Consider the following 17222-nt stretch of genomic DNA (forward strand, 5'->3'; position numbering starts at 1 on the left):
CTCCGAAAAGCGAATCGGGCCGAAGTCCGAACGCAATCCAATTAAACGCGCACGCCGAATACGCACCGAGCCGCGACAAGACGCGACCCAGCCCGGACCGGGAAGTGGTGTTTCAGAGGATTGGCTGCCTCGGGACCGTCCGCGCCGATGCGTGTCCGGTGCTCCCTGCCAGGCAGCTCGAAGAACACTAGACCTCTCCGGAGACCGAGTCAAGCGCGGGTTCCCGCTCCTCGGGGGCCTCCTCGGCGGTCTCGTCGGCCGGCAGCTGGAACGCCAGGACGGCCACGTCGTCGTCGTGCTCCGAGGTCACGCCCATCGCCCGGAGCAGGCGGGCGCAGATCACCTCGGGTGCGCCGATCGCGCCGGTGAGCGTGCGGGCGAGGAGGTCGAGGCCCTGGTCGATGTCCTCGTCGCGGCGTTCGACCAGTCCGTCCGTATAGAGGACGCCGGTCGTCCCGGGCAGGAGGCGCAGGGTGTGCGAGACGTGCAGGCCGCCGCCGGTGCCGAGGGGCGGGCCGTTCTGCTCCTCGCTGCGCAGGATGGTTCCGTCGGGGCAGCGCAGGAGCATCGGGAGGTGGCCGGCGGAGGCGTAGGAGAGGGTGCGGCGCCGCGGGTCCCAGACGGCGTAGGTGCAGGTGGCGATCTGGTTGGCGTCGATCTCCATGGCGAGGCCGTCGAGCAGGCGCATGACCTCGTGCGGCGGGAGGTCGAGGCGGGCGTACGCGCGGACGGCGGTGCGCAGCTGGCCCATCACGGCGGCGGCGCGCAGGCCGCGGCCCATCACGTCGCCGATGACGAGCGCGGTGCGTCCGCCGTCGATGGCGATGACGTCGTACCAGTCCCCGCCGACCGCGGCTTCGGCGCCGCCGGGCTGGTAGGTGGCGGCGACGCGGAGGTCGGCCGGCTGGTCGAGCTTCTGCGGGAGCAGGCTGCGCTGGAGGGTGACGGCGGCCTCGCGCTGGCGGCGTTCGGCCTCGCGGAGCCGGGCGGCGGCGAGGACCTGGTCGGTGACCTCGGCGGCGAAGATGAGGACGCCGGCGGGCGGGCCGTCGGTGAGGGCGTCGCGGTTGTCGCGGGAGTCGCCGGTGCCGAGCGGGACGCAGGAGACGTTGTAGTAGCGGTTGCCGGTGAGGCCGAGGATGCAGCGCGCCTTGACGCTACGGGGCCGGCCGCCGCGGATGACCTGGTCCATGAGCGGCAGGACGCCGAGGGTGCCGAGTTCGGGCAGGGCCTCGCACGCGGGCAGGCCGGTGGGGCGCTCGCCGAAGAGTTCGCGGTAGGCGCGGTTGGCGTAGGCGAGCTGGTGCAGCGGGCCGTAGGTGACGGCGACGGGGGCGGGGATGCGGTTGAGGACCTCGCGCAGGTGCTGGGGTTTGTGCGGGTCGAGGAGTTCGGCCGCGGTGGCGAGGCTGGTCGGGTCGCGCGGGCCGGGGACCACGACGTCGCCGGAGGGCACGCCGTCCTCCGTGCCGACCGCGGTCTGCGGGGCGGCACGCCAGGGGACTCCGGTGAGCCGGGCGCTCCAGCGCATGAGGTTCAAACGACGGCCGCTTCCTCGTTTTCCAGTCATATCATCACTTTTTGTGTACACATCAGCACACGGGGTAATGACTCGGTTGAGGCTGATCCTGTCAGGCGGAGGCCCGATTCCGGAAGTCGCGCGCGCTCGGCGTGGCCGTCCGGTCGGTCACGCCGGGGCGTCCGGCCCCCGTTCGGGGCGCGGTCCGAACCCCGCCTCGAATTCCGAACGCGGGTGCTCCAGCGTGCCGAGCGAGACCACTTCCCGGGAGAACAGCCCGCCCAGCACCCAGTCCATCAGCACCCGCACCCGCCGGTCCGCGCTCGGCAGCCGGCGCAGGTGCCGGGCGCGGTGCAGCCACCAGGCCCGGCGGCCGGTGAGGCGCCCGCCGCGCCGGGTGTGAGCGACGGCGCGGCGCAGGCCGAGCGAGGTCGAGCAGGCGGCCGGACCGGGCCGGTACTCGGCGAGGTCGGGCGCGTGCGGGCCGCCGTCCAGCGCGACGGCGATGTTCCGGGCGAGCAGCTCGGCCTGCGCGAAGGCGTGCTGGGCGTTGGGCGCGCAGGGGGCGCCGTCCGCGTGCGGGTCGGGCACGGCCGCGCAGTCGCCGGCCGCCCAGACGCCGGGCAGCGCGCGTCCGTCCGGGCCGAGGACCTGGAGGGTGGGCAGGCAGCGGACCCGGCCGGAGGCGTCCAGCGGCAGGTCGGTGTCGCGCAGCAGCGGGGACGGGCGCACCCCGGCCGTCCAGACCAGGGTGCGGGCGGCGAAGCGGCTGCCGTCGGACAGCGCGACGACCTGGCCGGCCGCGGATTCCAGCGTCGTGCGCAGCCGGACGTCGACGCCGCGTTCGCGCAGCTGTCCGAGGGTGTGCGCGGCGAGTTCGGGCGACTCCTCGGCGAGGATCCGGTCGGTGGCCTCGACCAGCACCCAGCGCAGGTCCTCCGGGGCGACGTTGTGGTACCCGCGCACCGCGTACCTGGCCATGTCCTCCAGCTCGGCGAGCGCGCCGACGCCCGCGTAGCCGGCGCCGACGAAGACGAAGGTGAGGGCGGACTGGCGCAGGGCGGGGTCGCGGGTGGCGGAGGCGAGGTCCAGCTGTTCGAGGACGTGGTTGCGCAGGCCGACCGCCTCGGCGACGGTCGAGAAGCCGCGGCCGTGCTCGGCGAGGCCGGGCACCGGGGCCGTCCTGGAGACCGAGCCCGGCGCCACCACCAGGACGTCGTAAGGGAGTTCGAGCGGTGTCGGGGTCTCGCCCGGGGCCGCGGCGTCGGCGAGGGCCCGGCGGGCGGCGTGCTCGATCCGGGTGATCCGGGCGGTGAGCACCCGGCAGTCCGGCAGGGCCCGGCGGAGCGGGACGACCACGTGCCGCGGGTCGATCGAGCCGGCCGCCACCTCCGCGAGCAGCGGGTGGTACGTGAGGTAGGCCTGGGGCTCGACGACGGTGATCTCCGCCTCGCCCCGGCGCAGCCGCTCGCGCAGGCCGCGCTGGAGGTGCAGCGCGGTGGCCATCCCGGCGCAGCCGCCTCCGGCGATCAGGATCCTGATGGTGCACCTCCCGACGGTGTCGCGTTCGTGTGGTGTTCCGTCCCTGTCGAAGGGCCCGGGCCGTCCCCCGTTCGGGGGGTATCCCCCGACGCGCCCCCCTATGAAGGACCGTGGGGGGTGGTCTTGTCCACAGTCCGTACGGGGCGGGATGCGACGGGAGTGACCGGTGTGGCCAGTTGTGCTGCCCGGGGGACTTTCTGACGCACTTTCGGCCTCGGAGAGCCGTGAACTATGGTCGGATTGTGTGCCGGAGCGGCCACCGCCATGACAACCGGCGGCGACGCACCGTGGAGCGGCCACTACGGCCAGTTCCAGCGTTGGCGCGAGAACCCGACTGCGGGACAGTCATCCGGGGAAGGGTAGTTCCCGGACGAGGCCCCGGGCGGTGCCGACGCACCGAGCCGGACGCGTGGCCCGGCCCGGTGGCACGACCGTGGTCACCGGAACGGGACGGGCGGCACGAGCAATGGGTCATCAGGTCACTTCTGACGGGCTGAGCTGCACCGGGGGGTGCAGGGGCGGGCGACGACAGGGTCCGGGATCGGACGCCTGCGGGGGAGAGTTGAGATGATGGAGCAGGAACAGGTGTTGGGGCGGGCGGGTGTACCGCACGTCGTCCAGGGCACGGTGCCGGAGCAGCGCGGACCGGTGGAACCACCGCCGCAGCACGGGGTGTCGGCGGTCTCGTACGCCGGCGTCCCGTACCGGGCGGAGCCGTCGCAGGCCGCCGTGCCGGGCGCCCGGTTGCGGGTGGACGCGCGGCGCAACCTGGAGAGCGTGCTGCGCGCCGCCCGGGAGGTGTTCGGCGAATTCGGTTACGGCGCACCGATGGAGGAGGTCGCCCGCCGCGCCGGGGTCGGCGTCGGCACGGTGTACCGGCGCTTCCCGAGCAAGGAGGTGCTGGTCCAGCGGATCGCCGCCGAGGAGGTGGCCTGGCTGACCGCACAGGCGCGCGAGTCGCTGTACGGCGGCGGCGGTGCCTGGGAGTCGCTGGCCGGGTACCTGGCCCGCGCGGTGAGCACGGGCGCCGGCCGGCTGCTGCCGCCGGAGGCGTTCCGGTACGCCGAGGAACTGGGCCGGGTGCCCGAGCAGCGGGTGCCCGAACAGGCGCTCGCCGCCCGGTACGACCTGCGCGGCGACGAGGCGCGGACGGCGGGCGAGGCTTCGGCGGCGGACGCCGATCCGCGGCTGCTGCTCCAGCTGCTGGCCGCCCTGGTGGCCAGGGCGGGCGCGGCGGGCGAGCTGCGGCCGGGCGTCACGGTGGCGGACGTCGTCCTGGTGCTGACCGCGTCGGTGCCGGTGCACGCGGCGCGGACGGTGCCGGCGGGCGGGGTTCCGGGTGTCGGCGTACCGGTCGGCGTCCTCGGTGTGCCGCAGGTGGACGGGCACGCGGTGGCCGGGCCGTCGGACCGGCTGCTGCAGATCCTGCTGGACGGCCTGCGGGCGCGTTGACGGCCCACGGGTGGGCTCGCGTCCACCGGGGCCGGTGATCCCGGGCACGACCCGGCGATCGGAGCGGCACGGCGGGCTGCCGTGACCGGCAAGGGAGTTGGCCGAATGACCGGCGCGCGGGCACTGGACGCGCGCCGGGTGTGGGCGTCGCACAACCGGTTGCCGCGCGCTGGGCGAACACATCCGCGACGTCCCCTCGGAAGAGTGGGTACCGGCCGGTCCGGCTACCGCCCTTCCCTGCGCTATGCCATCCTTTGCCCGTGGTTGGAGCCAATGTCCCGATGCGCGCCCTTCGAGCGCCGTCGGCGCCGTATGACGGGGGACCGTGCGTCTACGCACGCCCTCGCGCTCTGCCACGCTACGGGGGCTGTCGTGGAGTCTGGGGTCCGTTGTGAGCGCCGAGGAACAGAACGACTACGGATACGGGCTCGACTTCGGCCGTGCTGACGGGCTGGCCGACGGTCACGCGGGCGGTTCGCCCGACGGCGGTTCCGGACTGCCCGGGGGCGGTTCCGGCGGTCTGTCCGGCGCTTCGGGCAGTGCTTCCGGCGCTTCGGGTGGTGTCTCCGGGGGTGCTTCCGGCGGTGCTTCCGGCGGCCTGGCCGACGGATCCGGCTCGGCGGCCTCAGGGCTCCCTGCCGCCTCCTCCTCCGGCGTGCCCGGCCAAGTGCCCGGCAACACACCGGGATCGGCCACCGGACACGTCCCCGACCAGGCCGGGATGCCCAGCCGCGAGTCGCTGTCCGCCTCCGCCGCCGCCCTCCCCCCGGGCCGAGTGCCCGGCCAGGCCCCCGCCGGCCGTGGCGGCGTCGCCCCGGAGGCGTTCGTCGGCGCCGGCCGCGCCACCCGCCCCACGGTGCCCGCCCCCGCCGACCCCGTGGACGGCGAGCGCCCGCCCTCCGACGCCGAGTTGACCGCCCGCGTGCGGGCCGGCGACGACACCGCGTACGAGGAGATCTACCGCCGGCACGCCGACTCCGTCCGCCGCTACGCGCGCACCTGCTGCCGGGACAGCTTCACCGCCGAGGACCTCGCCGGCGAGGTGTTCGCCCGCACCCTGCAGGCGCTCAGGGCGGGCAAGGGCCCCGAGTTCGCCGTCCGCGCCTACCTGCTGACCGCCGTGCGCAACGTCGCCGCGGCCTGGACCCGCAGCGAGCGGCGCGAACAACTCGTCGACGACTTCGGCGTGTTCGCCCAGACCTCGGCCGCCGTCGTCGACCTCGACCTGGCCGACCCGGGCGCCGACGCCTGGGCCATGGCCATGGCCGACCAGCGCATGGTCATGCAGGCCTACGCCGAACTGCCCGAGGACGACCGGGTCGTGCTCTGGCACACCGAGGTCGAACGCGAGTCCCCGAAGACCGTCGCGGTGATGCTCGGCAAGACCGCCAACGCCACCGCCGTCCAGGCCCACCGAGCCCGCGACCGGCTCGCCGCCGCGTTCCTCCAGGCCCACGTCTCCGGCAGCCAGGACAGCGCGTGCGAGGGGTACGCCAACCGCCTCGGCGCGTACGCGCGCGGCTCGCTGCGCAAGCGGGCCTCGGCGGACGTCGGACGGCACCTCAAGGAGTGCGACCGCTGCACGGCGGCCTACCTCGAACTGTCCGAGATCAACACCGGACTGCGCGCCCTGCTGCCCGGTGGGGTGCTCGTCTGGGTCGGCGTCGGCGGGTTCAGCGCGGCCGCGGCCGCCGTGGGCGGTGCCGCCGCGGTCGGTGGCGCGGCCGCCGGGACGGCTGCGGCGACGGCGGGGACGTCGGCGGGGTCCGCGACCGCTGGTGCGGGGGCCGGTAGTGCGGGAGCCGGTGCTGCCGGCGCCGGGGGTGCCGCCGGCGGGAGCGGGTCCAGTGCCGCCGCGATCGCCGGGGAGGGCCTCGGTACGGCCGCCAAGGCCGGCATCGCCGCTGCCGTCGCGGTGGCCGCGGCCGCCGTCGCCGCCTACGCGCTCACCGCCTCGCCCGAGCCCAAGCCGCCGATCGCGGCGCCCACCGCGTCCGCCGCCCCCGCGGCCCCGGCCCCGGAAGCGCCCGCACCCGCGGCCCCTGCGCCCGCGCCGTCGCCCTCGTCGTCGCCCTCGTCGTCGCCGAGCAGCGCCGCGCCCGCGCCGGAGCCCGTGTCCGAGCCCAGCCCCTCCCCCAAGCCGGCGCCGACGCCCACCCCGAGCGCGGCGCACAAGACCACGCAGCCGCCCGCGGCCACCAGCGCGCCCGCCCCGGCGCCCACGCACGCCCGTCCGGTCTTCACGCCGCCCGCCGTGCCGACGCCCGAGACGCCCGTCGTGCCGACGCCCGAGGTGCCGCCCGTTCCCACACCGACCGTGCCCACGCCGACGGTGCCCCCGGTGCCGACGCCGACGTTCACGCCGCCGACCCCGACCCCGACCCCGCCCCCGCCCACCGACTTCTGGGCCGACTCGCTGCCCGTCCACAAGCCCGGCAACAACCGGGTGCCGCCGACCGGGCCCGCCATCCGGCAGAAGGGCACCGACTGGTTCTGGCAGCACGGCGGCGCCTGGATCGGCGGCGAGTACCACCCGCACGCCCTCACCGTCCACGCCCCCGCCACCACGCGGATCGACCTCAACCGCGCCTGCACGGCCTTCGACGCCGTCGCCGGCGTGGACGACCTGACGGTCTCGCCCGGCGGCGTCGTCTTCTCGGTGCAGGACGGCGACGGCAGTACCCTGTGGCGCTCCCCCACGCTCGCGGCCGGGGACGACGCGGTGCCCGTGCACGTGCCCCTCGCCGGGCAGACGTCGATCCGGCTGGTCGTCACGCCGGTGAACGGGGTCTGGTCGGCGCTCAACGTGGCCGACTGGGCGGAGGCCCGCTTCAGGTGCTCCTGAAGCGGGCCTCCGGGGGAACTGCAGTCGTCAGATGGCGCAGGAGCCGTCCGCGCAGGCCTCCCCCGCCGGGGCGACCTGGACGGGGGCCGGCTTGCGCTCGCCGATCTCGGCGGCCACCTGCTCCAGCACCTGGCGGAAGGTCTCGGCCTCCTGACCGCCCTGGACCGCCCACTTGCCCTCGAACACGAAGGTCGGGACGGCGGTGATGCCGAGCTCCCGGGCCTCCGCCAGCTGCGCGCGCACCTCTGCGGTGCCCTCGTCGCCCGCGAGGTAGGCCGCCACGCGCTCGCGGTCCAGGCCGGTGGCCACCGCGACGTCCGTCAGCGCGGCGCGGTCGCCGACGTCGACGCCGTCGGTGAAGTGCGCCTTGAGCAGCGCCTCCTTCAGGCGGCCCTGGACGGCGGCGCCGTACTCCGTCTCCGCGAGGTGCAGGAGGCGGTGGCCGAGGAACGTGTTCGCGTGCAGCGCGGCGTCGAAGTCGTACGTGATGCCCTCGGCGCGGCCCAGCTCCGTCACCCGCGCGTCCATCGCGACGGACTGCGGGCCGTAGCGCTCGGCCAGCCACTCCCGGTGCGGGCTCGGCGTCGCCGGCGCGTCCGGGACCAGCTGGTACGGCCGGTAGACCACCTCGACGCCCTCCTTGCCCGCGAAACCGTCGAGCGCCTCCTCGAAGCGGCGCTTGCCGATGTAGCACCAGGGGCAGGCGATGTCGGAGTAGATCTCGACCTTCATGACGGGGGCTCCAGGGGTGGGGATGCGGCGTCTGACGAGATAGGTGAACGGTGAACCATCTCGGGACATTCCCGGCGCCGCTCCCGGTACCTGCAGCGACTCAGGCCTGAGACGGCGCCGGCACCACCAGGACCGGGCAGGCCGCGTGATGGACGGCGGCCGTGCTCACCGAGCCGAGGAGCAGCCGGTTGAACCCGCCGTTGCCGCGGGTGCCGACGACGAGGGTGTGCTGGCGGTTGGACGCCTCCAGCAGCACCTCGATGACGTTCCCCAGCACCACGTGCAGCGACAACTCCCCCGCGTACGGGCGCAAACGCTGCTGCTGCACGGCGGCGACGGACCGGCGCAGCCCGTCCGCCATGCTCTCCACCAGGGTCTCGACGCTCTCCTGGACCAGCTCGGCCATGCCCGGCGGGTAACCGGCCGGCGCCGGATTCACGACGGCGAGGACGTAGAGGGGCAGACCGAACAGCTCCGCCTCCGTCATCGCCCGATCCAGCGCCCACAACGACCCGTCCGACCCGTCGCACGCCGCCAGCACCCCGGGCGGCCGCCCCGTCGGCGGGCGCCCGAGCACCGACAGCACCACCGGCACCGGCTCCTCCTGGCTCACCCCGGCCACGACCGCCTCCTCACACCCGCACCAACGGCAACCCCGCCATCATGACCCGCCTCGCACGGGCACCCGCCTAGCCGCGCGGTGGGGGTGGGGAGGAGGTGAGGGCCGGGGACGGCGGCGAGCCGCGCGGCGGGGGCGGTGGATTGGGCGAGCGGCCCGGCGGGAGGGTCCACGGGCTGCGGGGGGAGGGCGGGAGCGGGCGTGCGGGTGCGTTGTCGGCGGGTGCTCCTGCGTCAGGTGGTGAGGGCGGGGTGGGTGGGGTGGGGGAGGCCGGTCCAGCAGGCGCCGTGGCGGCGGGCGCGGATGCGGCGGAGCCAGAGTTCGGTGGAGACCAGGTCGGCCAGGCCGGCGAGGGCGTGGGGGGAGCGGAGGGTGGCGGGGTCGGCCAGGCCGGCGCGGACAGCGGGGAGGTCGATGAGGCCGGCTTCGGCGAGGAGGGGGGCGTCGAAGAGTTCGGCGAGGCCCTCGGCGGCGAGGCGCAGGCCCGCGCGGGCGGGGGCGGTGCGGTCGGGGCGGGGGCCGCGGCCCCAGTCGGGCGGGAGGTCGGTGCGGCCGGCGCCGGTGAGGACGGCGTGCAGGAGGGCGTGCCGGGCGCCGGGCTGGAGGCGGATGTCGTCGGGGAGGAGGCGGGCGGCGCGGACCACCTGGTTGTCCAGGAATGGGGCGTGGAGGCGCTGGCCCGGCTGTTCCGCCGCGTGGACGAGCGTGCGGAAGGAGCGCGCCTGTCGGTAGAGAGCGTGCTTGGCCCGGCGCGCGCCCGGATGTTCCTCGGGCGCCGGTCTGCGCGCCGCCAGGCGCAGCCGTAGGGCGACCGCGGAGAGCGCGTCGTCGGAGAGCCAGCGGGCGGCCGGTCCCGGGACGCACCAGGCGAGGTCGCCGGCCGAGCGGTGGCCCGCCGTGCCGCCGCCGTCGGGGACGTGGCGGGCCGTGAGCTTCGCCGCGGCGTCGTCGAGCGCCTCGGCGTAGCGGATCCGGGAGAGCCGGTGGGCGGCCCGGACGACGGTGAGCGGGGTGCGCAGCGCGCCCGTGAGGACGCCGGCCGCGGCACGGTCGACGCCCGCCAGCGCCGCGACGGGCGGCAGGAGTTCGCGGGGCCGGCCGGCCCGGAGGAGGTCGGCGAGCCGGGCCGGGTGGCCGTCGAGGACCTGGCGGGCGCCGTAGCCGGTGAGGTGGTCGGTGCCGCCGGCGTCGAAGCGGGCCTCGGCGCGGGCGGCGGCGACGAGTTCGGGGCCGGGTTCGTCGGTGAGCCGTCCGGACTGCGGGTCGGTGCGCAGGCTCGCGTACGGGAGGGCGTCGGGGCCGGGGTCGAGGACGGTGTGCCGCAGCCGGGGCGTGTCGGGGGCGAGGGCGAGGGTGGCGGGGGCTTCGGTCTCGCCGAGCGTGATGGCGGCCAACTGCTCGGGGGCGCTGGGTTCCTGGGCAGCGGGACGGGCCCACGAACCCTTGACCGCGCCGCTCCGTGCACCGCCCGTCGTCGTCGCGCCGAGGTCCTGCGGACCTCCCGGAGCCGCGGCCGGCGGCGCAGGCTGGGGTGCGGGCGGCAGCGGCACCGCGGCAGCGAGCAGGGCGACGGTCGCCGACGCCGTCCCGTACGACAGGTCGACGCCGAGCCGGGCGCGGGCGCTGCCGGGCGGGGTGGGCACGGTGGTGCGGACCCGGGAGCGGACGGATTCCAGCAGGGCGCGGGTGAGTTCGCGTACCGCGGGCGCCTCGCCGCGCGCCTGGTCGGCGGAGGCGGGCTCGTCGTAGGGGTCGAGGTACGGCCGGCCGCCGCGGACGGCGAGCACGTGGCCGGGCGGCACCCGCTGGACGCCGACGTACGGGGTGCCGGTGCCGAGCGCCTCGGGCGACTCGGGGCAGGCGAGCCGGGCGGCGAGGTGGCCGGTGTCGAGGGGTGCGCCGACCAGGTCGGCGAGCGGGAGGGCGGCGGTGGCGTACGCGGTGCCGCCGCACCAGGGGGTGTGGAAGACCGGCTGCGCGCCGGCCAGGTCGGTGAGCAGCAGGGTGGAGCGGGTGCCGGAGCGGAGCACGACGGTGTAGCTGCCGGGCCAGGCGGTGAGGTGGCGGACGGCTCCGCCGCGGGCGGCGGCGAGGCCGGCGGCGAGTTCGGCGGCGGTGGCGCCGCAGTGGCCGAGGACGGCGAGCCGGGTGGTGGCGGGGGTGTCCTCGACGGGGTCGGGGGCGGCGAAGCCGGTGTCGACGGTGGGGCGGGCGCCGGGCCGCAGGGTGACGAGGCGGATCTCCTCGGGGCGCCAGTCACCCACCGCCCAGAGCGGGTTGGGGCCGGTCCAGAGGGCGTGCGCGGCGATCGGCGCGACCGTCCCGAGCGCCTCGTGCGCCGGCGCGCCCGTGCGGGGAGCGCCCGTGCTCCAGCCCGTCAGCCACCGCATCGCGCCTCCACCGGACGAGGACCTGCCGCCGTGCGGCACGTCCGCCGGCTGGCGCGGCTCCGAGCGTGGCTCCGTGGGGTGCGCAGGACTCCGGCGCGCCGTCAGGAGACATCGTGCCACCGGTTGGCGCCGCGGTGACCGGTGTTGCCGGTTCCGGTTGCGCGCCGCGGGAGTTCGGGCCCAAGGCACGCGGGAGGTGCGGGTCCGAAGCACCGGCGGGAACACCCTCGACGGCGAGAGCACCCTCGGCACTGGGCGGCGCCGGTGCCGGAATGCGGCCGGATCCGTTCGGTGGGCGGTGAGCGCCGCCTCCCGCCGGGCGGGCCGGGCCTCCCCCTCCGTGGCCCGGACCGCCCGCGAGGACGCCTTTGACATGGGCATCGCGAGATGGCCGAAAGGCGTCGTCCAGCCCGGGAGGGCATCCGCATGCCCTCCCGGACTTCGCCGCCGCCCGCGGGGATTGAGGCAGCGGCATCCCCCGGCCCGCCGGGTCCTCGACGGCGGGCCGACCCACGACCACCAGCGAATCGCCGCGCCGCCGGTCGGGCCAGGGGGCACGGCCGGGCGCACGTGAACACGGGACCGGAGCACGACGCTCCGGCGCGCGGCGACCCCGGCCCGTTCCGGGCGGTCCCGGCCGCACCCCGCGAACTCCCCGCGCAGGGGCGCCGGGTGCGCGATCCCGCCATCCGGAATGAGGCCTCTTAACCGTCGGAACGCGTCCGACTACTCTAGGTACAGCAGCTACGGCCCGGTGCCGCCCGGGCCCCGCGCACGAGGCCGCAGGAGGTGCCGCCGCCACCATGACCGTCAGCCCACGAGGACCGAACGAACGGCTCGGCACGCTCCTGTCCCTCGCCCAGATCAGCAACGCGGGGCTGGCCCGCCGGGTCAACGACCTCGGCGCCCAGCGCGGGCTGACACTGCGCTACGACAAGACCTCGGTGGCCCGCTGGGTGGGCAAGGGCATGGTCCCGCAGGGGCCCGTCCCGCACCTGATCGCCACCGCCATCGGCGGCAAGCTCGGCCGGCCCGTCCCGCTGGAGGAGATCGGCCTCGGCGACACCGACCCGGCGCCCGAACTCGGCCTGGCCTTCCCGCGCGAGGTCTCCGAGGCGGTCCGCTCGGCCACCGACCTCTGGCGGGTCGACCTCGACCTGCGCCGCGGGCCCGGCGGCGGCCGCTGGAGCGACAGCCTGGCCGGCACCTTCTCGGTCGCCGCCTACGCGACGCCCGTCTCCCGCTGGCTGATCAACCCGGCGGACGGCTCGGTGGCCCGCGAGGTTCCGCGCGCCACGAGCGAGTCGGCGCCCTTCCGGGTCGGCCACTCGGACGCCGCCAAGCTCCGCGAGGCCGCCCAGGAGGCCCGCCGCTGGGACTCCAAGTACGGCGGCGGGGACTGGCGTTCGTCCATGGTGCCGGAGTGCCTGCGGGTGGAGGCGGCGCCGCTGCTGCTCGCCTCGTACAGCGACGCGGTCGGCCGGGCGCTGTTCGGCGCGACGGCCGAACTCACCAGGCTGGCCGGCTGGATGGCGTTCGACACCGGGCAGCACGAGGCCGCCCAGCGCTACTACATCCAGGCCCTGCGCCTGGCCAGGGCCGCCGCCGACGTGCCGCTCGGCGGCTACGTGCTCGCCTCGATGAGCCTCCAGGCCGGCTACCGCGGCTTCGCCGAGGAGGCGGTGGACCTCGCGCAGGCCGCCCTGGAGCGCAACCGGGGCCTCGCGACCGCCCGGACGATGAGCTTCTTCCACCTGGTGGAGGCACGGGCCCAGGCCAAGGCCCGCAATGCGGCGGCGTGTGCGACGGCGCTCGGCGCGGCGGAGAGCGCACTCGAACGAGCACGCGCCGGTGACCCGGATCCCTCCTGGATCGACTTCTACGCCTACGACCGCCTCGCCGCCGACGCCGCCGAGTGCTTCCGCGACCTCGGGGTGCCCTCCAAGGTGCGGCAGTTCACCCGCGAGGCGCTGGCCACGCCGACCGAGGGCTTCGTCCGCTCGCACGGACTGCGGCTCGTCGTCTCGGCGATGGCCGAGGCCGAGGCCGGCAACCTGGACGCCGCGGTCGCCGCCGGCGAGCGCGCCGTCGAGGTGGCCGGCCGGATCTCCTCGCAGCGCAGCCGGGAGTACGTGGTCGAGATGCTGCGCCGCCTGGAGCCCTTCCAGGGCGAACGGCGGGTCCGCGAACTGGCCGAGCGCGCCCGGGCGGTGATCGTCGCCCCGGCGTGAGCCACGCGCGCGCCGGGGCCGCACGCCGGGTTCACGCGCCCTCGACCCCTCCCGCCCACCGTGGCAGCATCGGCGGCGAACTCGGCCCTGCGTCCGGACGGCGGGCGGGGGCCGGCCGGGCGGACTGCGAGGAGCGGCAGTGGCGTACGACTTCGACGTGCTGGTGGTGGGCGGCGGGATCGTCGGGCTCGGGACGGCGTACGCGCTGACGGCGGCACGGCCGGAGCTGCGGATCGCGGTGCTGGAGAAGGAGCCCGGTTTCGCCGCGCACCAGACCGGGCGCAACAGCGGGGTGATCCACAGCGGCCTCTACTACCGGCCCGGCTCGTACAAGGCGCGGTTCGCCGTGGCGGGCGCCGCCGAGATGGTCGCCTTCTGCCGCGAGCACGGGATCCCGCACGAGGTGACCGGCAAGCTCGTCGTCGCCACCCGCGCCGACGAACTGCCGCGCCTGGCGGCCCTGGCCGAGCGCGGGCGGTCGAACGGCATCCCGGTCACCGAGCTGGACCGGGCCGGGATCGCCCGGTACGAACCGGAGGTCACCGGCCTGGCCGGGCTGCACGTCGCCACCACCGGCATCTGCGACTTCCCGGCCGTCGCGACGGCCTACGCGCGGCTGGCCCGGGAGGCCGGCGCGGTGCTGCGGACGGGCAGCGAGCTGCGGGCGGTGGACCGGCGGGCGGACGGGGTGACGGTGCAGACCTCCACCGGCGAGCTGCGCTGCCGGGTGCTGGTGAACTGCGCCGGGCTGCACAGCGACCGGATCGCCCGGCTGGCCGGCGACGACCCGGGGCTGCGGATCGTGCCGTTCCGCGGCGAGTACTACGAACTCGTCAAGGAGCGCAGGGAGTTGGTGCGCGGCCTCGTCTACCCGGTGCCCGACCCGGCGTTCCCCTTCCTCGGCGTGCACCTCACCCGGGGCATCCACGGGGACGTCCACGTCGGCCCGAACGCCGTACCCGCGCTGGCCCGCGAGGGGTACGACTGGCGGACGGTCCGCCCGCGCGACCTGGCCGGGACGCTCGCCTTTCCCGGCACCTGGCGGATCCTACGGCGGCACTGGCGCTACGAGGTCGGCGAACTGCACCGCTCGCTGTCCAAGCGGGCGTTCACCGCCGCCGTCCGGCGACTGCTGCCCGCGGTGACCGCCGACGACCTGGTGCCGACCACCGCCGGGGTGCGCGCGCAGGCCGTCGCCAGGGACGGCTCGCTGCTGGACGACTTCGCGTTCGCCGGCTTCGACCCGGCCGACCCGCGCTCCCCGCGCCGCCTGGTGCACGTTCTCAACGCCCCCTCCCCCGCCGCGACCGCCTCGCTGCCGATCGGCCGGGAGGTGGCCCGCCGGGCGGTGGCGGCGCTGGAGGCGGGCGGGTGAGCGAGGGGCGTGGGCGGGTGAGAAGCGGCACGAGGTGAGCGGGGGCGCGACTCATGGCGCGAGGCGCGCGAAGGGGGCGGATGAGCCGCGTCACACGCCCCTCCGGCCGCCCCGCGCGGCCCCGTAGACTCGGGGGATTGTGACTGCCACCGCCCCCATCCCCCAGCAATCGCCGTCCGCCCGCCTGTCCGCCGCGCCGGCCGGCTACCCCGCGCCGATGTACCCGCACAAGGCGACCGAGGCCCAGCACCGCGAGCGGCGCATCCGCAGCTTCCAGCCGCGCCGGGGGCGGATGACCAACGCCCAGGCGGGCGCCCTGGACCGCAGCTGGGAGACCTACGGCATCCCCATCGACGGCAGCCCGCTCGACCTGCGCGAGCTGTTCGGCGACCTCCCGGTCACCCTGGAGATCGGCTTCGGCATGGGCGAGACCACCGCCGCGATGGCCGCCGCCGACCCGGCGATGGGCATCCTCGCCGCCGACGTCCACACCCCCGGCCACGGCAACCTGCTCGGCCTGCTGGAGCGCGACGGCTCCGAGAACGTCCGGCTCGCCGCCGGCGACGCCGTCATCCTGCTGCGCGACATGCTGCCGGACGCCTCGCTGGCCGGCCTGCGGGTCTACTTCGCCGACCCGTGGCCCAAGCCCAAGCACCACAAGCGCCGGCTGATCCAGTCCTCCTTCCTCGACCTCGTCCTGCCCCGCCTCGCCCCGGGCGCCCTGGTGCACTGCGCCACCGACTGGGAGCCGTACGCCGAGCAGATGCTCGAAGTGCTGTCCGCGGCGCCGGAGCTGGAGAACCTGCACCCCGAGGGCGACGGCACCGGCTGGCTGGAGCCCGCCGACCACCCGGACGGCAACACGCCCGGGTACGCGCCGCGGCCCGAGTGGCGACCCGTCACCAAGTTCGAGCGGGCCGGCATCGCCAAGGGGCACGTGGTCCACGACCTGCTGTTCCGCCGCCGCTGAACCGTCCGGGCCGTTCGACCGGCCCGGCCGCGGCGTTCGACGGGCCCGGCGCGACGAGGACGATTCGTCCCGAGTCCTCCCTCCGGGCCCGTGCCGTGGCCTACCCTGAGCCGCGTGAGCAGCCCGTCGGGCGGCCGGTTCCGGTCCACCGTCCGGGCCGCCGCCGACGCACCGCAGACGGCTCAGCGCACCGGCGGCACCCGGACGATCCCGGGGCCGCGGAAGCGCCGGGCCCACCGGTTCCTGCCCTGGCCGGGCGCCGCCCCGGCCGCGCCCCCGCGCGCCGGGCGCAACCGCTCGCTCGCGCTCTCCTCCGTCACCGCGACCGCCGTGCTCACGCTGGGCGCGTGCGGGGTGCTGATCCTGCAGCTGGTCCGGCGGCAGACCGGCACGACCGGCCTGCTGGTCGGCCTCGGCCTCGCGATGGTGCCGCTGCCGTTCGTGCTCGGCGGCCTCGCCTGGCTCAACCTGACCGCGCGGGTGCCGCTGCGGCACACCGTGTTCTGCCTGGGCTGGGGCGCGTGCGCGGCGACCACCGTCGCGATCCTCGCCAACAACTGGACCAGCAGCCACCTCACCGCCCACCAGGGCCCGCTCGGCGAGCTGCTGGGCGCCGGCATCGTCACCCCGGTCATCGAGGAGACCGCCAAGGGCACCGCCCTGCTCGTCCTCCTGCTGCCTATCGGCCGGCGGCTGCGCTGCCGCGGCCGACGGGACGGGCGCCCCTGCGCGCCGCTGCTGCGCCGCCTGCCGAGCCCCCGGAGCCCGCGGCCGTACGCGCGCCGGTCCGCCGGTCCGCACGCCCGCGAGCGGCTGGGGCTGCGCCCCTACCTGCGCCCCCTGCCGTACCTGCGGCCCGCGCCACCGTCCGGCGGCGCGTCCGGGCCGGGCCGGATCCTGCGCTCCAGGCCGCGCACCCTGGCCGCCGGGGTGGTCCTCGGCGGGATGGCGGCGTGCGGGTTCGCGTTCACCGAGAACGCCCTCTACCTCGGCCGGGCCTTCTCCAGCGACCAGCAGCAGCGGCTGGACAGCATCGGCCTCGGCGAGCCGCCCAGCCTGCGCGACTTCGACAGCACCGTGCAGACCTTCGTCCTGCGCGGCCTGCTCTCCCCCTTCGCCCACCCGCTGTTCACCGCGCTGACGGGCCTCGGCGTGGCCGTCGCGCTCACCACCCGGCGGCGCTGGCTGGCCCGGATCGCGGCGCCGGTCGGGCTGCTGCTGGCGATGGCCCTGCACGGCACCTGGAACGCCGCCGCCGACCTGGGCACGCACGGGTTCCTGCTGGTGTACGCGGTGCTGATGGTGCCCTGCTTCGGGGCGCTGGTCGGCTTCGCGGCGTGGGCGAGGTCCCGGAGCCTGCGGCACGCGGCGCGGCGGCGGAGGCGCTCCACGGCGCCGGGGTGACGCGGACGGTGGGGCGGCGCGGACGGTGGGGAGCCTGGCGGGACGCCTGGTGGGGAGCCTTGCGCAGAACCGATTTCCCATTCGGGCGGCTTCCACGTACTGTTGTGTTCACCGACGCGGGGTGGAGCAGCTCGGTAGCTCGC

General features: G+C 76.3%; 10 protein-coding genes and 1 pseudogene. 6 read left to right on the forward strand and 5 right to left on the reverse strand.

Features of this window, described 5'->3' with window-relative positions:
- Positions 1-147: 147 nt before the first annotated feature.
- Positions 148-1540 (reverse strand): annotated as a pseudogene (locus tag AB0O00_RS01655) (SpoIIE family protein phosphatase); the annotation flags it as partial.
- Positions 1541-1687: 147 nt separating this feature from the next.
- On the reverse strand, positions 1688-3061 hold the full coding sequence (locus AB0O00_RS01660) for an FAD-dependent oxidoreductase (RefSeq protein ID WP_363648040.1): 1374 nt from the start codon (positions 3059-3061) through the stop codon (positions 1688-1690).
- A gap of 567 nt (positions 3062-3628) precedes the next feature.
- On the opposite strand from AB0O00_RS01660, the gene AB0O00_RS01665 reads away from it, so the two are divergent.
- Both AB0O00_RS01665 and AB0O00_RS01670 read left to right on the forward strand, forming a co-directional pair.
- Positions 3629-4513 carry a helix-turn-helix domain-containing protein gene (locus AB0O00_RS01665; RefSeq protein WP_363647963.1) on the forward strand — a complete coding sequence of 295 codons (885 nt, stop codon included), beginning with the start codon at positions 3629-3631 and terminating at the stop codon, positions 4511-4513.
- A 721-nt stretch (positions 4514-5234) separates the two neighbouring features.
- Entirely contained in the window at positions 5235-7358 is a 2124-nt protein-coding gene (locus AB0O00_RS01670; RefSeq protein WP_363647965.1) for a sigma-70 family RNA polymerase sigma factor, read from the forward strand.
- A 27-nt stretch (positions 7359-7385) separates the two neighbouring features.
- Here AB0O00_RS01670 and AB0O00_RS01675 read toward each other — a convergent pair whose 3' ends face one another.
- The 3 genes from AB0O00_RS01675 to AB0O00_RS01685 all read right to left on the reverse strand — a co-directional run bounded on the left by AB0O00_RS01675 (position 7386) and on the right by AB0O00_RS01685 (position 11099).
- Positions 7386-8090, reverse strand: a complete 705-nt coding sequence (locus tag AB0O00_RS01675; protein ID WP_363647967.1) for a DsbA family oxidoreductase — start codon at positions 8088-8090, stop codon at positions 7386-7388.
- A 100-nt stretch (positions 8091-8190) separates the two neighbouring features.
- Positions 8191-8712 carry a universal stress protein gene (locus AB0O00_RS01680; RefSeq protein ID WP_363647969.1) on the reverse strand — a complete coding sequence of 174 codons (522 nt, stop codon included), beginning with the start codon at positions 8710-8712 and terminating at the stop codon, positions 8191-8193.
- Between the two features lie 230 nt (positions 8713-8942).
- Entirely contained in the window at positions 8943-11099 is a 2157-nt protein-coding gene (locus AB0O00_RS01685; RefSeq protein ID WP_363647971.1) for an asparagine synthase-related protein, read from the reverse strand.
- An 803-nt stretch (positions 11100-11902) separates the two neighbouring features.
- Between AB0O00_RS01685 and AB0O00_RS01690 the strand changes: the two genes are divergently transcribed.
- The 4 genes from AB0O00_RS01690 to AB0O00_RS01705 all read left to right on the forward strand — a co-directional run bounded on the left by AB0O00_RS01690 (position 11903) and on the right by AB0O00_RS01705 (position 17079).
- Positions 11903-13330 carry an MFS transporter gene (locus AB0O00_RS01690; protein WP_363647973.1) on the forward strand — a complete coding sequence of 476 codons (1428 nt, stop codon included), beginning with the start codon at positions 11903-11905 and terminating at the stop codon, positions 13328-13330.
- A gap of 139 nt (positions 13331-13469) precedes the next feature.
- On the forward strand, positions 13470-14705 hold the full coding sequence (gene lhgO, locus AB0O00_RS01695) for an L-2-hydroxyglutarate oxidase (protein WP_363647975.1): 1236 nt from the start codon (positions 13470-13472) through the stop codon (positions 14703-14705).
- A 139-nt stretch (positions 14706-14844) separates the two neighbouring features.
- Positions 14845-15675 (forward strand): tRNA (guanosine(46)-N7)-methyltransferase TrmB, encoded by an 831-nt coding sequence (gene trmB, locus AB0O00_RS01700; protein WP_363647977.1) that lies wholly within the window; start codon positions 14845-14847, stop codon positions 15673-15675.
- 114 nt (positions 15676-15789) lie between these two features.
- A complete protein-coding gene (locus AB0O00_RS01705) occupies positions 15790-17079 on the forward strand; it encodes a PrsW family intramembrane metalloprotease (protein ID WP_363647979.1) in 1290 nt (429 codons plus the stop codon).
- Positions 17080-17222: the final 143 nt, after the last annotated feature.

Source organism: Kitasatospora sp. NPDC093558 (assembly GCF_040683475.1).
Classification (GTDB): domain Bacteria; phylum Actinomycetota; class Actinomycetes; order Streptomycetales; family Streptomycetaceae; genus Kitasatospora.

Bases quoted from the DNA above. Each gene is read 5' to 3' on its own strand.
- AB0O00_RS01665 (WP_363647963.1), top strand. From the start codon at position 3,629: ATGATGGAGCAGGAACAGGTGTTGGGGCGGGCGGGTGTACCGCACGTC.
- AB0O00_RS01670 (WP_363647965.1), top strand. From the start codon at position 5,235: ATGCCCAGCCGCGAGTCGCTGTCCGCCTCCGCCGCCGCCCTCCCCCCG.
- AB0O00_RS01675 (WP_363647967.1), bottom strand. From the start codon at position 8,090: ATGAAGGTCGAGATCTACTCCGACATCGCCTGCCCCTGGTGCTACATC.
- AB0O00_RS01685 (WP_363647971.1), bottom strand. From the start codon at position 11,099: ATGCGGTGGCTGACGGGCTGGAGCACGGGCGCTCCCCGCACGGGCGCG.
- AB0O00_RS01690 (WP_363647973.1), top strand. From the start codon at position 11,903: ATGACCGTCAGCCCACGAGGACCGAACGAACGGCTCGGCACGCTCCTG.